The following is a 14,643-nucleotide window of genomic DNA, read 5'->3' as shown; positions in this document are numbered from 1 at the left end:
GTGGCCGCCCGGCCTCCGTCGGGTTCTCACGGGGTGGCGTGGGCCGAGGCCCGGGTGAGGGAGCCGGTCGCGTGGGCCAGCAGGCCGAGCGCGGCGGCGCCGCAGACGAGGGTGGGTACGGCCCCGGGGCCCCAGGTGTCGACGACGGCCCGCACGGGGGTGGCGAGCACGTCGAAGCCGGGGAGGGGGACGCGGGCGGCGAGGACGCTCGTGAGGGCGAGCGCCTCGGCGGCGCTGGCGGCGGCGAGGGCGGCCGCGGCCGTCTCGGGGAAGCCGTGGACGGTGAGGAGCCGGGCGAGCAGCAGGAGCGCGCCGAGGGCCAGGGCCCCGGAGCTGAACCCGGTGAGCCCGAGCAGCAGGGTGAGGGCGAGGAGTTGGAGGGTCACGGTGCCGAGGAGCAGCGGGCGGGTGCCTGCGGCGAAGTCGGCGAGGCCCCGGCTGTCGGCGATGCGGCGGCGTGCCCGGTGGGCGAAGAGCCGGGCGCACCAGGCGGCGGGGGCGACGGCGAGGGCGAGGGCGAGGACCGGTCCGGGGGCCAGGTCCCAGGGGCCGTCGGGGCCGCCGCTGAGGATCTGGGTGAGGAGTCCGTCGCCGCAGACCGCGTACGCCACGAGCCAGACGGTCCAGAGCCGGGCGGCGGGCACGCTGCCGCCGTCGGGGGCGCGGAACGGGCCGCGCCGGACGGCGAGGAGGAGTGCGCCGGTGAGGAGCAGGGCCCCGGTCGCGCCGACGGCGAGACGCACGGGCCCGTGGGTGACGGCGAGTCCGATGCCGGTGAGTCCGGCGGCGGCGCCGGGGGTGAGCACGGCGAGCGCCCAGGCGTCGGTGTCCCCGTGCGGGGGGACCGGGGGCGCGGAGGTCTCGCTGCCGCGTGGCACGCGCACGTAGAGCTCCTCGGCCAGCGAGAACACGTCCCGGTGCCGGAAGCGCGCGGCGGTCCGGTCGGTGAACCCCTGGGCCTCCAGCCCGGCGGCGATCTCCAGCGGGTCGACGGCCCGGGCGCAGAGCTCCCGGTGCCGGTGCATGAGGACTTTGACGGGGTCGGCGGTGCCGCGGCGGGGGCGGGCGGCGGGGACTCCGGCCGATGTGGGAGCTCCGGCCGGGGCGGGCGCCGCCGGGCCCCGGCCGGGGAGGTCTCCCGCCGGGGCGGGCGCGGGGCCGGCCGTCCCGGCGGAACCGGACCGATCGTCCGCGCCGGACGGGCCGGACAGATCCGACGGGCCGGACAGGTCCGACGGCTCCGACGGGTCGGTGGTGCCGGAGGTCCCCGTCGGGCCGGGCTGCGTTGTCGTCCCGCCCTCCCGCAGGGGTGTCGCCGCCTCCCCCGGGGCCGGGGCTATCCCGGACGGCGGGGCGTCGGCGGGCCCCTCGGGGGTGCGCGGTTCGAGGGCGCCGTCGGTACGAGGGGTCAGTGCGGGGGCGCCGAGGAGGGCCTCGGAGCGGGCGTCCCAGGCTCCGGGGCTCGTCGGGGCGGCGGAGCCGCGCATGGGGGTGTCTCCTTCAGGCATCGGGGGCTCCCGTCCCGGCCGCGGCCTTGGGCGCCCAGCTGCCCGGCACGTGCGCCTCGGCGGGGTGGGCGAAGGGCACGCCGTCCCCGGGGCGGTGGCGCACCGGCGCGTGGGAGAGGAGTTCCAGGTAGATGCCGCGGAACGCGGCGAGGTTCTGTTCGACCGTGAAGAGTTCGAGCGCGCGGGCGCGGGCGGCGGCGCCCAGGCGGTGGCGGCGCTCGGGCTCGCGGAGCAGTGCGAGGCAGGCGTCGGCGAGCGCCCGGGGGTTGCGCGGGGGGACGACGAGCCCGGTGCCGCCGATGATCTCGACGACCGCGCCGACGTCGGTCGAGACGGTGGCCCGCGCGCAGAACATGGCCTCGACGAGGCTCGTGGGGAAGCCCTCGACGACGCTGGACAGGACGACGACCGCGCCGGAGGCGTAGGTGTCCTCCAGGGTGGGTGCCTCGGGGCCGCCGAGCTCCTCGAAGGTGACCGGGTTCTCGCCGACGGCGTGCGCGCCGGCGGCCTCGTCGGGAAAGAGCTGGGCGGCGAGCCCCTTGATGTGGGCGAGGTACGCGCCGGAGCCCGGGTCCCGTACGGGTACGGCGACGATCCTCAGCCGGGCGTCGGGCTGCAGGGCGCGGATCTCGGCGAAGGCGTGCAGCAGGGCGATGAGGTCCTTGGCGGGTTCGACCCGGCCGACCCAGACGAGGGTGGCGGGGTCGCCGCTCTCCTCGTCCTCGCCGACCTCGGCGAAGCGGTCGGCGGCCATGCCGGGGTGGGCGGTGCGGATCCGGGCGCGGTCGGCGCCGCACTTCTCCTGCCAGCGGCGGGTGTGGGCGTTGCCGGGGGTGAGGAGGGCGGCCTGCCCGTAGACCTCGGCGGCGAGCCGGCCGTGGAGGGCGGCGAGCAGGGTGCGCAGGGGCGCGGAGCGGTCGGCGCCGGCGGCCGAGAGGTAGTGGGAGCGGAGCTGTACGCCGTATTCGGTCACGAGCAGCGGGGTTCCGAAGAAGCGTTTGGCCAGCAGTCCGGGAAGCGCGGTGGTGCCGCCGGCGGCGGCGTGGCAGAGGTCGGCCGCGCCGAGCGCGTCCTCCGCGTACCAGTCGAGGGAGAGGGGGCGCAGGGTGCGCTCCAGGTGCTCGACGAAGGCGAGGTGGTCGGGGAGCCCGGCGGCGGCCGCGCCTCGGCGTGCGCCGGGCGCGCGGCAGGCGGATTCGAGGGTGCGGACGGCGTCGTCCGAGCGGAGCGCGCCGGGGAGCCCGCCGCGCTCGCGGGCGAGTTCGGCGAGTGCGTAGAGCCCTTCGGCGAAGGCGATCCCGAGCTCGGCCCCCGTCTCGGCCTCCCCGGTCCCGGCGGTGTGCTCCCCGCACACGCCCACCGCGAGCCGGTGGAGGGCCTCGACGAACCGGCGTCGTTCGCGCCGGCCGTAGGCGCGGCGGGCGGCGCGGCGGTCGCCGAAGGCGGTCCGTTCGAGGAGGTTCCGGGCCGTCGGGCCGCTGTCGGAGCCGCCCAGGTCGGCGGTGCGTGCGACGCGGGCGTTCGGGGGGAGCGGTCGCGGGATGCCGGACCCGCCGACGGCGTACAGGTCGAACTGGTGCTGCCCGAGCCCGCGTACGAGCCGCTCGCACCAGAGTCCGGGCTCACCGGCGGCGTACGGGTAGCCACCCTCCGTGAGCAGTCCGATCCGCATGAGTGCACCCCCGATCTCCCTTGACGTCGGCCACCGTCGGTCCGGCGACTCGCAGCGGGAAGAACGTAAGCGGAGATACCGGTGGTGCGACGGACGGTTGTCCGTCGCACCACCGGAAGGGGTGAATGCACGTAACTTTCCCACCCCGGTAGCGTTCTGTCGCGGTACGCGCCGGAGTGGTCACGGAGGGTCAGGCGACGGCCAGTTCCTGGCGTCCTTCGCGGCGCAGTTCCCGGCGTTCCGTCGCACGGACCGGGTCGAGCGAGGGGACGGCGGCGAGCAGCTGCCGGGTGTACGGGTCCCGGGGCGTGCCGTACACCTCGGCGACCGTGCCCTGCTCGACGATCCGTCCCGCACGCATGACGGCGACCCGGTCGCTGACCTGCCGGACGACGGCGAGGTCGTGGGCGATGAAGACGAGCCCGAGCCCGAGTTCGGCCTGGAGTTCGGCGAGCAGCGCGGTCACCTGGGCCTGGGTGGTGACGTCGAGGGCGGAGACCGGTTCGTCGCAGACGACGATCCGGGGTTCGGCCGCGAGCGCGCGGGCGATGCCGACGCGCTGGCGCTGTCCGCCGCTGAACTCGTGCGGGTAGGCCTCGTACCGGTCGGGGTGGAGTCCCACCCGGTCGAGCAGCTCCCGCACCCGGCCCCGTATCCGGGCCTCGTCCCGCTCCCCCGCCACCCGCAGCGGGTCGGCGATCGACTCGCCGACGGAGCGGCGCGGGTTGAGCGAGGCGACCGGGTCCTGGAAGACCATCTGGAGTTCACGACGGTACGGGCGCAGTTCCCGCTCCGGCAGGGCGCCGATCTCCCTTCCTCCGTAGAGAAGTCGGCCGCCGGTCGGGTCGAGGAGCCGCACGAGCATGCGGCCGAGGGTCGTCTTGCCGCTGCCGGACTCCCCGACGACACCGAGGGTTTCGCCCGCGTGGAGCGTGAGCGAGGCGCCTTCGACGGCGGTCACCGCCCTCGACCCCCGTCCGAACACCCGCCGCAGGTCGTGGACTTCGAGAAGCGGCGAGCCCTTCTGCAGAGGCTCGCGCACCGGTCCGTCGAGCCGGGGCACGGCGGCGAGCAGCCTCCTCGTGTACGGCTCCGCCGGCGCGCCCAGCATCCCGCCCACGGGACCGCGTTCGACCTCCCGGCCGTCCTGCATGACGAGCACCTCGTCGACGCTCTCGGCGGCGACGCCCACGTCATGGGTGACGAGCAGCAGCGCCGTGCCCGTCTCGCGCCGCAGCTCGTGCAGCAGGTCGAGGATCTGGGCCTGCACGGTGACGTCGAGGGCGGTGGTCGGTTCGTCGGCGACGATGAGCCGGGGCTCACAGGCCAGGGCCATCGCGAGCAGGGCGCGCTGACGCATGCCGCCGCTGAACTCGTGCGGGCGGGAGCGGGAGCGGCGGGCCGCGTCGGGGATGCCCACCCGGTCGAGGACCTCGACGGCGCGGGCGCGGGCGGCCCGCCGTGAGCCTCCCGCGTGGACGCGGTACACCTCGGCGATCTGGTCGCCGACGGCGTAGTAGGGGTCGAGGGCGGACAGCGGGTCCTGGAAGACCATGGCGGCGACTCCGCCGCGCAGCCGCCGCAGCTCGCCGGCCTCCGCCGTGCCGACGTCGATGCCGCCGACCCGTACGGTCCCGCCGACCCGCGCACCTGTCCCCCGGTGGAGGCCGAGGAGGGCGCCGGCGACGGTGGACTTGCCGCTGCCGGACTCGCCGACGAGGGCGAGGGCCCGGCCCTCGTCGAGGGTGAAGGAGAGGCCCTCGACCGCCCGTACGGGATCGCCGGACCGGGCGAACTCGACGGTGAGGTCCGTCACTTCGACGATCGGGGTCACGTCAGGACCACCCTTCGGTCGGCGGCGGCGTACAGCAGGTCGGCGACGACGTTGGCGAGGACGACGAACGTGCCCGTCACCATGACCACGCCCACCACCACGGGCAGGTCGATCGCCTTCACCCCGTCGATGAGGGTCTTGCCGAGCCCGGGGATCCCGAAGAGGGACTCGGTGAGGACGGCCCCGCCGAACATCGACCCGAGGTCGACGGCGCTGATCGCGATGACCGGCGGGACGGCGCCGCGCAGCGCGTGGCGGGTGACGACGGACCGCTCCCCCACGCCGTAGGCGCGGAAGGTGCGGATGTGGTCCTCGGCGAGGGTCTCCAGGGTGGCGCTCCGGGTGAGCCGGGCGTACTTGGCGGACTCGAAGAGTCCGAGGGTGAGCCAGGGGAGGAGCAGGTTCCAGCCCCACTGCTCGGGGTCCTCGCCGAACGGCACGTAGCTGGGGAAGGGCAGCCACTGGAGGTAGGCGCAGACGGCCATGAGGAGCAGCAGTCCGAGGATGAAGACGGGGGTGCCGCTCCCGGCGAGGGTGAGCAGGGTGAGGATCCGCTCGGTGGGGCCGCCCCGGCGGAACGCGGAGAGCAGTCCGGTGCCGACGCCGACGACCAGCCAGACGACCAGCGCGCCGACGACGAGGGACGCGGTGGCGGGGAGCCGTTCCAGGACGAGCTGGGTGACCTGCTGGTCGCTCTGGTACGAGAGGCCGAGGCAGGGCGCGTCGCAGTGCACGAGGGAGACGCCGGTGGAGTAGTCGCGGCCGACGAAGACGCCCTGGAGGAAGTGCAGGTACTGGACGAACATGCTGTCGTTCAGACCGAGTTGCTCACGGACCTGGGCGATCTGCTGCGGGTTGCAGCGCTCGCCGCAGGCGAGCCGCGCGGGGTCGCCGGGCGCCAGGTGGAAGAGCGAGTACACGAGGACGGAGAGGGCCAGCAGGACGAGCACGGCACCCGCGAGCCGCTGGAGGACGAAGCGGGTCATCAGGAGGCCTCCTTGCGGGTGCCGACGCGCAGCCGGCTCGCCTCGCGCGGGTCGAGGGCCGTGCGGACCGCGTCGCCGAGGACGGTGAAGGCGAGCACGGTGACGAAGAGCAGTCCGGCGGGCAGCAGGACGTACGCCGGGTCGGCGCGGAACCAGGTCTGCGCCGTCGACAGCATCTGTCCCCAGGACGGCGTGGGCGGGGTGACGCCCACGCCGAGGAAGGACAGGGACGCCTCGACGACGATGTTGGTGGGGACGAGGATCGCCGCGTAGGTGATGACGGGCGCGGCGAGGGAGGGCAGCAGCTCGCGGCGGGCGGTCCGCCAGGGTCCGGAGCCCGCGAGCCGGGAGGCCGCGACGAAGTCGAGGCTCTTCAGGGTGAGGGTCTGGGCGCGCACGATCCGGGAGGTCCCGGCCCAGCCGAGGAAGCCGATGACGAGGATCAGCAGCAGGGGCCGGGGGAAGCCGCGCGGGACGACGGCGGTGAGGGCGACGGCGAGGACCAGCATCGGGAGGGCGACGAGGACGTCGGTGACCCGGCCGAGGACGCCGTCGATCCAGCGGTTGCCGAGGCCGGTGGCGAGGCCGACGAGGACGCCGATGAGGATCTGGACGGCGGTGGCGCCGACGGCGACGAGCAGGGAGATCCGGGCGCCGTGGAGGAGGCGGACGAACAGGTCGCGGCCTGTGCCGGGTTCGACGCCGAGCCAGTGGTCGGCGCTCGCGCCGCCGAAGGCGCCGTACGGGACGCCGCCGCGGGCCGAGTCGACGAGGTCGTCGTGGTACGTGTTCGCGTCCTGCCCCTCCAGGGCGGCCAGCAGGGGTGCGCCGAGGGCGAGGAGGACGAGCAGGAGGAGGACGGCGGCGGAGACGAGGGCGGCGGGGCGGGTGCGGAGCCGTCGCCACACCTGCCGGGCGGCGCCCGTGGCGGGGAGGCCCGCCACGGGCGCCGTCGTGTCGGTCAGAGCGGTCACTTGACCGAGACCTGCGAGATGTCGAGGACGCCGGTCCAGTCGCTGATGACGACGTTCTTGACGTTCTTGCCGACGAGCCGCTTGTAGACGGGGTGGAAGAGCGGCACGTCGAGCGCCTGCTCGCCGATCTTCTTGTCGAGGGCTCCCCAGCGGGCGGCGGCGGCCTTGAGGTCGGTCAGCTTGTTGATCTCGTCGATCTCCTTGTTGACCGCCGGGTCGTTCAGCTGCGCGTGGTTGTAGTTCGAGCCGTTGGTGACGATCTGGCGTCCGTCGAAGATCGGCGCGAGGAACGGGCCGCCGGCCGGCCAGTCGGCACCCCAGCGGGAGAGGAAGAAGCCGGGCGCGTCCTTGACGCTCCAGCGCTTCTCGTTGAAGGAGTTGGGCTGCCGGCCGTCGAGCTTGACGGTGATGCCGGCCTTGCCGAGCGCCTCCTGGACGGCGGTGGCGATCTCGGGGCTGGTGGTGCGGTTCTGGGCGGTGGAGTGGAGCAGGGTGACGGTGAGCCCGTTCGGGAAGCCGGCCTCCTTCAGGAGGTGCGCGGCCTTCTCCGGGTCGCCCGTCTTCCCGGCCGGGAAGTGGTCGTACGGCGTGAAGCCGAAGGCCTTCTGCTCGGGCAGGAAGGTGGTGGCGGGTTCGGCGAGCGCGGAGCCGCCGGCGGCGTTGACGACGCTGGTGCGGTTGATCGCGTACGAGATCGCCCGGCGGACCTTCGGGTTGTCGAAGGGCTTCACCTTGGGGTTGAAGGCGATGTAGTTGGTGAAGCCGAAGTGGCCGGTGCCGACCCGGGCGGCGAGGGCCTTGTCGGAGCCCACCTGGGCCAGCTCGGCCGGGCCGAGGTTGGTGTCGGTGGTGACGGCGGAGGCGTCGGCGCCGGTGGAGGTGGCGAGGCGCTGGTTGATCACCGCCTCGTCGAGGCCGGACCGGACGTCGATCTTGTCCGGGTAGGCCTTGCGCTCCTCGTCGGTCCTGGGGTCCCAGTGCTCGTTGCGCTCCAGGGTGAGGCGCTCGCCGTCGTTCTCGTTCCTGACGACCTTGTACGGGCCGGAGGAGACGGGGTGCTCCTCGTACGTCGCACCGGTGTCCCTGGCCTTCGGAACGGGGGTGAACTGGGTCTGGGTGGCGACGAAGGGGAACTCGCCCTCGGGCTTCCTCAGCTTGAAGACGATGGTCCGGGCGTCGGGGGTGACGATGGACGCGAGGCCCTTCTTGTCCTTGTAGGGGCCCTGGTACGCGTCGCCGCCGACCAGCCAGTCGCGCAGGTACGGGGCTCCGCCGGAGAGTTCGGCGGCGAAGGAGCGCTCGATGCCGTACTTGATGTCGGCGCTGGTGATGGGCGTGCCGTCCTCGAACTTCAGGCCCTCCTTCAGCGTGTACGTCCACTCGGTGGCGTCCTTGTTGGGGCGCCCGGTGTCGGTGGCGAGGTCGGGGACGACCTGGGTGCCGGCGGCGCCCGCCTCGCGGTTGCGGGTGGTGAGCGTACGGAAGACGAGGGAGGGGACGTTGCCGCCGCCGGAGGTGTAGAGGCGGGCGGGGTCGAAGTCGGTCTGGGCCTCGGAGTTGAGGACGGTGAGCGTGCCGCCCTTCTGCGGGGCGCCCGCGGCCTTGCCGGAGGTGCCGCCCGTGGCGCCGGTGTCCTCGGGGCCCGCGCAGGCGGCGACGCCCAGGGTCAGGACGAGACTGACGGCGGTCGCTGCCACGCGGCGCGAAACGACGGACGATTGACGCATCGGAGAAGACCTCTCGGAGAACTGCGGTGACGGGAAGGGGAATTCCACGCAGGCAGCGGCGAGCGGCGGCATCCGAAAGGAATGGCCGTGCACAGGAAATCAGAGGAGAGAGCCGCGCCTGCGGGGAGGAAACACCCGGGCGCGGAAAGCCGTCGGCAGTGCGGAAAAGCGAGAAAGGGCCGACGGGCGCTCGGGCCGGGGGTACCGCCCGGGCCATGGGGCCCGGGGGGAGTCAGCTACAGAGAACGTCGGCGACGGAATGCGCGGCCACACCGATGAGCGCCAGCTCGAAGGCGGCGCGATCGGATACGACGTGACGGTGCGACATGCCGAGAAATATGAACGAACGCGCGAACGATGTCAACGCGGTGCGACGATTCCCGAGACGCCCGTCTCATCATGTGATCACCGAAAGGACGGTTCGGATCTCAACTCCCCGGATGCACCCAGGGGTTGGGGCGGCACTTGATTCCGTCGATGTTCAGGGACTTCGTCTGCTGCTGCATCACGGGCGCGAGCGCGCCGGGAGTGCCGCAGTTCACGTGACCGTGCCCCAGCCGGTGTCCGACCTCGTGATTGATGAGCATCTGGCGATACGCGAACATCGCCTTGGGACCGAAGGTCTCCGAACCCTGCGCCCAGCGGAACGCGTTGATCATCACGCGGTCCGTCTGCGCCGAGTCACAGGACACGTTCTCGGCCAGGGTGTCGAGCCCGGACTTCTCGCACCAGACGCCGGTGGTGCCGGGGCTGGCGAGCGTGATGACGAACTGGGGCTCACCGCTGGAGATGCGCTCGAAGGTCATCTCGCCGTTGCCGGCCCAACTGCGGCGGTCGTTGAGGGTCTTGAACACGGCCGTGGCGAACAGGTTCTGGTCGAGACCGAGGCCCTCCTCGACGTCGATCCGGTAGCGGACCAGATTCCCCTTGCCGGGCGCCTTCTGGAAGCCGGGCACGGCCGCGAACTTGCCGGAGCCCTTGAGCTTCGGGTCGATCGGGTACTGGAGGGCGATCAGCTGCTCGTACGTCGGCGGCGGCACCGCGGTCGGGGCGGGCGCGGCCGGGCTCGACGGGGTGGCCCGCTCTTCGGAACGGGAGGCGGAGGTGTCGTCCGAGGCCCGCTCGTCCGGCTGTCCGGCGGCACGGGCGGCACCCGCGGCCTCGTCCTTGTCGGCGACCTGTCCGGTGACGACGACGGCGAGGACGGTGGCGACGGCGGCGGCCGCGACGCCGGTGAGGGTGCGGCCGAGGCCGCCCCTGCCGGTCGGCTCGTCGGCCTCGGGGACGGTCTCGCGGCGGGGGCCGGGGATGAACGGCGCCTGGGGGGCGGCCTGTTCGGTCTCGTCGGTACGGGAGGCGCCGTGCCGCGGGGCGTACGGGCGGGGCCCGGAGCCCTCCTCGTGCTGCGGATGCCCGCCCCGTACGGAGCTCCCGTAGAGGGGGACGCCGTGCGCGGGGGTCCCGAGAGCCGCGTGCGCCCCGGTGTCGTAGGCCCCTCCGCCGTACCCGGGACCGCCGTATGCGGGAGTTCCGTGCGCGGGCGTCCCGTACACGGGGGTGCCGTGCGCCGGGGTCCCGTACATCGGAGTGCCCTGCGCCGGGGTCCCGTACATCGGGGTTCCGTGCGCCGGGGTCCCCGCCGGGTCCTGGCCGCCGCCCGCGGTCCTGCGTCGGCGGCCCGTGCCGCCCTGCGGCGGGCGGCCCGGCTGCCTGCCCGGCGCTCCGGCCGCCGGCGGGGCCTGTTCGGCCGCCGCCTGCCGGCCGGTGTCGGCCACCGAGGGCGCGGAGCCCTTACGGCTATGTCGTCCCACGCCCCGGATCAGCTCCCGCCGTGATCGGCGATCAGGTCCCGGGCGGCCTGCGCGACCGTCTCGGGGTACTCCATCATCGCCACGTGCCCCGCCTCGGGAAGGGTCAGCAGACGCGAGCCGCGGAAGGTCGCGGCCGCCTTCCGCGCCATCCGGTACGAGACGAGCTGGTCGCGCCCACCGTAGACGAGGAGCGTCGGTGCGAGAACCCGTTCGGCCTGCCGCCACAGTCCGTGCTGACCACCGAGCGTGTACGCGTCGACGATGCCGCGCGAGGAGCGGGCCATGACGTCCCAGAAGTAAGGGAGCTCCAGACGCCGCTCCATCTCCTCCACGGCGTGCCGCAGGCCCTCGTCGGTGACCCGCCCGGGGTCTCCGTAACAGAGCGAGAGAACACCGCGGACGCGCTGCTCGGCCGTCCAGTCCTTCGTGAGCCTCGCGAAGACCGAGGCGACACCGGGCACCGCGAGCAGCACCGTCGGCCAGGCCGTGCGCTGGGCGCGCAGCTCGGGCAGCGCCGGTGAGACGAGGGTGAGCGTGCGGACCAGGTCGGGACGCGCCGCGGCGACGCGGGTGGCGACGGCGCCGCCCAGCGAGTTGCCGAAGAGGTGGACCGGCCCGCGACCCGTGGAGTCGAGGAGCCGGATGACGGCGCGCGCGTGCCCGGTGACCGAGTAGTTGCCGTCGTCGGGCGGCGCCGAGTCGCCGAAGCCGGGCAGGTCGACCGCCTCGCCGTCGACGAGGTCCGCCAGCAGCGGCATCAGGGCGGACCAGTTCTGCGAGGAACCCCCGAGTCCGTGGACGTACAGCGCGGGCGGCAGACCGGGCTCGACGCCCGGCCGGGCACGCACGGTGAGGGTGAGCCCGGGCAGCGAGACGGAGCGGAGCTCCTCGCCGTCGGCGACCCGTACGGCGCGCGCGGGGCGCGACGCGGAGGGCGCGGCGGCGGTCCGGGTTTCCGGCAGCTCGGTCGACGACATGGCCGCAATATTACGAGACGATCACGCGCGGAGACGTGTGGGTGCCGTCACAGGTGCGTATGCGGCGAGCCGCGTGTGCTCCTAGGCTCGGAGAGAGGGCCATCGGAGACGACCGCGACCCGCTGCTCCGGGAGGAACCTCATGACTGTCGATCCGACCGAGCCGGACACATTCACCGAGGAAGAGGACGTCGTGCTGGACCAGGAGATCCCGGAGGCCGACGCTGCCGAGCAGCACACCGAACTGCAGCAACGCGACGACGAACCGCTCACTCATGTCGAGCGCGACTCGGCGAACGAGGCGGACTCGTCCGAACAGGCACGGGTCGTCACCCTGGACGAGGACGACTACCGCTGAGCGGACGTCTACCGCCGATTTGTTCGGTTTAATTTTGAATCGACTGTCGACCCGGACGTCCGGTCCGTGAAATTCTGCGTCCGCACCGCGCACAGCCGGGTTACCCAAAAGTACGATGGCGGCGCGCGCGACAGCGTGCATGGATCGATTTTTGGGAGGCCGCGTGAGCGCCATCGAGCAGACAGAGGCAGCACGCCCTCGGGGCACGCGCCTGCCGCGACGTGCCCGACGGAACCAGCTCCTCGGCGCCGCCCAGGAGGTCTTCGTCGCCCAGGGGTACCACTCGGCCGCGATGGACGACATCGCCGAGCGCGCGGGCGTCAGCAAGCCGGTGCTCTACCAGCACTTCCCCGGGAAGCTGGAGCTCTACCTGGCCCTGCTCGACCAGCACTGCGAGTCCCTCCTCCTGGCGGTGCGCACGGCCCTCGCCTCCACCACGGACAACAAGCTGCGCGTCGCGGCCACGATGGACGCCTACTTCGCGTACGTCGAGGACGAGGGCGGCGCCTTCCGGCTCGTCTTCGAGTCCGACCTGACCAACGAGCCCGCCGTACGCGAGCGCGTGGACCGGGTGAGCCTGCAGTGCGCCGAGGCGATCTCCGATGTCATCGCCGAGGACACCGGCCTCTCCAAGGACGAGTCGATGCTGCTCGCCGTGGGTCTCGGCGGCGTCTCCCAGGTCGTGGCCCGCTACTGGCTGTCGAGCGGCTCCGCCATCCCGCGCGACAAGGCGGTCGGACTGCTGACCTCGCTCGCCTGGCGCGGCATCGCCGGCTTCCCGCTGCACGCGGTGGACGGCCAGCTGAGCGCCGAGGGTCACTGAGCATTCCCGCGGGCTTGTTCGCTCCTGGCGTGCGGCGGCTGAGCCGTACGCGTCCCCTCACCGGGCTAATGTGTGCAGCGTACGGCGCGGTATTCGCGCAACGCTGACCGTTCGGAGGGACATAGCCGTGGAGGTCAAGATCGGCGTGCAGCACGCACCCCGGGAGATCGTTCTGGAGAGCGGGCAGTCCGCCGAGGAGGTGGAGCGCGCCGTGGCCGACGCGCTGGCCGGCAAGGCGCAGCTGCTCAGCCTCTCGGACGAGAAGGGCCGCAAGATCCTCATCCCGGCCGAGAAGATCGCGTACGTGGAGCTCGGCGAGCCCGCCGTGCGCCGCGTGGGTTTCGGCGCGCTCTGAGCCCAGGATCTGCGGGAAGGGCCCGGTGGACCGTCACGGTCCGCCGGGCCCTTCGCCGTACGGGCCACCGGCGCCGTTCGCCGTGCGAGCCGCCGGGGCCCGCCATGGGGGTCACCGGGTGCCCTCCGCCATGTGGGCGCGCGGGCCGTCACGCCATGCCCTCGTATGTCCGAATGACCACGTCAGGGCGTACGGGAGGATTGCGTTCCGGAGCCCTGGGGTAGGAGGGATCTCGACCGCACCACCCGCCCCGCACCCCTCGCGAGGTGATTCGCTGTGTTCCTGGAAGCCCTCGGCTCCGCCCTGCTCGGTTTCGCCCTGGCCTGGGCCGCCGTGCACCGGCTGCCCGACCGCCTCCCCGTCCGGGTGATCGTCCTCGCCACCGGAGCGCTGGGCGGCGTCTTCGGCGCGCTCGTCACCCACGGGGCCCTCGGCCCCGGTCACTTCCTCGCCACCCTCATCGGAGCGGTGGCAGTGGCGGCGGTGCTGCTCTCGCTGCTGATCCGGCCCGCCTCGCGCAGGCTGCGACGATCAGCGGCGGCGTGAACAGCGCCGCCCACCCCCTTCCCGTACGACGGGAGCGACTTCGTGCGGGAACCTCTTCGTACGGGTGATGCTCAGGCGGCCAGACCGAGCGCGGCCATGCGCTTGGTGTGGGCCTCGGTGATCCGGGAGAACATCCGGCCGACCTCCGCGAGGTCGAAGCCGTCGGCGACGCCGCCGACCAGCATGGTCGACAGCGCGTCGCGCTCGGCGACCACACGCTGAGCCTGCGAGAGCGCCTCGCCCATCAGACGGCGCGCCCAGAGCGCGAGCCGGCCGCCGACACGCGGGTCCGCGTCGATCGCGGCGCGGACCTTCTCGACGGCGAAGTTGCCGTGACCGGTGTCGTCGAGCACGGAGACGACGAGCCCACGCGTGTCGGAGTCCAGGCGGGCCGCGACCTCACGGTAGAAGTCACTGGCGATCGAGTCGCCGACGTACGCCTTGACCAGGCCCTCCAGCCAGTCCGACGGCGCGGTCAGGCGGTGGAAGTCGTCGAGCGCCTTGGCGAAGGGCTCCATGGCCGCGGTCGGCTCCGCGTCGACGGCGGCGAGGCGGTCGCGCAGCCGCTCGAAGTGGTGGAACTCGGCGGAGGCCATCTTCGCCAGCTCCGCCTTGTCCGCGAGGGTCGGCGCCAGCTTGGCGTCCTCGGCGAGCCGTTCGAAGGCCGCGAGCTCTCCGTAGGCGAGGGCGCCGAGGAGGTCGATCACGGCGGCGCGGTACTGCGGCTCGGCGGAAGCCGTCGCCCAGTCCTTGGCTGCGATCCCGGTGGGTGTGGCGTTGTCAGGCGTCTCCATGGAGCGCACAATAGCCCGCTCGGGCACCGGGGGAAGGCGCTGGTCAGTCAGTGTGACCGTGCCCTCATCACCATTTCTCCCAACACACATGCGCGATTCCGGGGTACAGTGGTAAGGCGCCTGCTGAGTATGCGGACATGCTTTCGCACGTTCGGACGTATCCGGTGGGCCGACTCATGAATGAGGATGCCCGGTCGGTGGCCCGATCGGCTCCGGCCCGACAGCCCTTCCGGCGGACCCGCGGAAGGGTCACCTCAGCGGTACGACGCTCGAGCGACG

Annotated in this window: 14 protein-coding genes; 4 read left to right on the top strand and 10 right to left on the bottom strand. The window is 73.3% G+C overall.

Translation table 11 applies throughout. From position 1 onward, the window contains the following. Positions 1-26 precede the first annotated feature (26 nt). The 9 genes from IF00_RS0122440 to IF00_RS0122405 form a co-directional block, all read right to left on the bottom strand. Positions 27-1,487: a hypothetical protein gene (locus IF00_RS0122440; RefSeq protein WP_245234606.1), complete on the bottom strand. Its 1,461-nt coding sequence runs from the start codon at positions 1,485-1,487 to the stop codon at positions 27-29. 13 nt (positions 1,488-1,500) lie between these two features. Then, a complete protein-coding gene (locus tag IF00_RS0122435; protein WP_030320746.1) occupies positions 1,501-3,180 on the bottom strand; it encodes a glycosyltransferase in 1,680 nt (559 codons plus the stop codon). A 190-nt stretch (positions 3,181-3,370) separates the two neighbouring features. Next, positions 3,371-5,014, bottom strand: a complete 1,644-nt coding sequence (locus IF00_RS0122430) for a dipeptide ABC transporter ATP-binding protein (protein ID WP_030320744.1) — start codon at positions 5,012-5,014, stop codon at positions 3,371-3,373. Continuing rightward, on the bottom strand, positions 5,011-6,000 hold the full coding sequence (locus IF00_RS0122425) for an ABC transporter permease (RefSeq protein WP_030320743.1): 990 nt from the start codon (positions 5,998-6,000) through the stop codon (positions 5,011-5,013). Before IF00_RS0122425 ends, IF00_RS0122430 begins: the two co-directional genes overlap by 4 nt. After that, positions 6,000-6,974 (bottom strand): ABC transporter permease, encoded by a 975-nt coding sequence (locus tag IF00_RS0122420; protein WP_030320741.1) that lies wholly within the window; start codon positions 6,972-6,974, stop codon positions 6,000-6,002. Before IF00_RS0122420 ends, IF00_RS0122425 begins: the two co-directional genes overlap by 1 nt. Continuing rightward, entirely contained in the window at positions 6,971-8,701 is a 1,731-nt protein-coding gene (locus tag IF00_RS0122415) for an ABC transporter substrate-binding protein (RefSeq protein WP_030320739.1), read from the bottom strand. Before IF00_RS0122415 ends, IF00_RS0122420 begins: the two co-directional genes overlap by 4 nt. A 232-nt stretch (positions 8,702-8,933) precedes the next feature. Continuing rightward, on the bottom strand, positions 8,934-9,029 hold the full coding sequence (locus IF00_RS47845; protein WP_342451050.1) for an Ms4533A family Cys-rich leader peptide: 96 nt from the start codon (positions 9,027-9,029) through the stop codon (positions 8,934-8,936). Positions 9,030-9,129: 100 nt separating this feature from the next. Then, the gene (locus tag IF00_RS0122410; protein WP_030320737.1) at positions 9,130-10,512 is read right to left on the bottom strand and encodes a DUF3152 domain-containing protein; all 1,383 of its coding nucleotides are present in this window, start codon (positions 10,510-10,512) and stop codon (positions 9,130-9,132) included. 8 nt (positions 10,513-10,520) lie between these two features. Continuing rightward, on the bottom strand, positions 10,521-11,489 hold the full coding sequence (locus IF00_RS0122405; RefSeq protein WP_030320735.1) for an alpha/beta fold hydrolase: 969 nt from the start codon (positions 11,487-11,489) through the stop codon (positions 10,521-10,523). A 141-nt stretch (positions 11,490-11,630) separates the two neighbouring features. Here IF00_RS0122405 and IF00_RS0122400 point away from each other — a divergent pair, with 141 nt between their 5' ends. From IF00_RS0122400 to IF00_RS0122385, 4 genes are all read left to right on the top strand, one after another. After that, positions 11,631-11,846, top strand: coding sequence for a hypothetical protein (locus IF00_RS0122400; protein ID WP_030320733.1), 216 nt, complete (start codon positions 11,631-11,633; stop codon positions 11,844-11,846). A gap of 163 nt (positions 11,847-12,009) precedes the next feature. Next, complete coding sequence (locus IF00_RS0122395) at positions 12,010-12,669, top strand: TetR/AcrR family transcriptional regulator (RefSeq protein WP_030320731.1); 660 nt, start codon at positions 12,010-12,012, stop codon at positions 12,667-12,669. 127 nt (positions 12,670-12,796) lie between these two features. Further along, on the top strand, positions 12,797-13,024 hold the full coding sequence (locus IF00_RS0122390; RefSeq protein ID WP_030207540.1) for a DUF3107 domain-containing protein: 228 nt from the start codon (positions 12,797-12,799) through the stop codon (positions 13,022-13,024). Between the two features lie 276 nt (positions 13,025-13,300). Then, positions 13,301-13,570, top strand: coding sequence for a hypothetical protein (locus tag IF00_RS0122385; RefSeq protein WP_030320729.1), 270 nt, complete (start codon positions 13,301-13,303; stop codon positions 13,568-13,570). A gap of 71 nt (positions 13,571-13,641) precedes the next feature. Here the strand turns inward: IF00_RS0122385 and IF00_RS0122380 are convergent, their stop codons facing one another. Continuing rightward, complete coding sequence (locus IF00_RS0122380) at positions 13,642-14,364, bottom strand: ferritin-like fold-containing protein (RefSeq protein ID WP_030320727.1); 723 nt, start codon at positions 14,362-14,364, stop codon at positions 13,642-13,644. Positions 14,365-14,643 lie beyond the last annotated feature (279 nt).

The organism is Streptomyces flavochromogenes (assembly GCF_000717595.1).
GTDB lineage: Bacteria > Actinomycetota > Actinomycetes > Streptomycetales > Streptomycetaceae > Streptomyces > Streptomyces flavochromogenes.
Note: the sequence above shows the minus strand (reverse complement) of the source record. Positions and strands in the feature narration are given on the sequence as shown.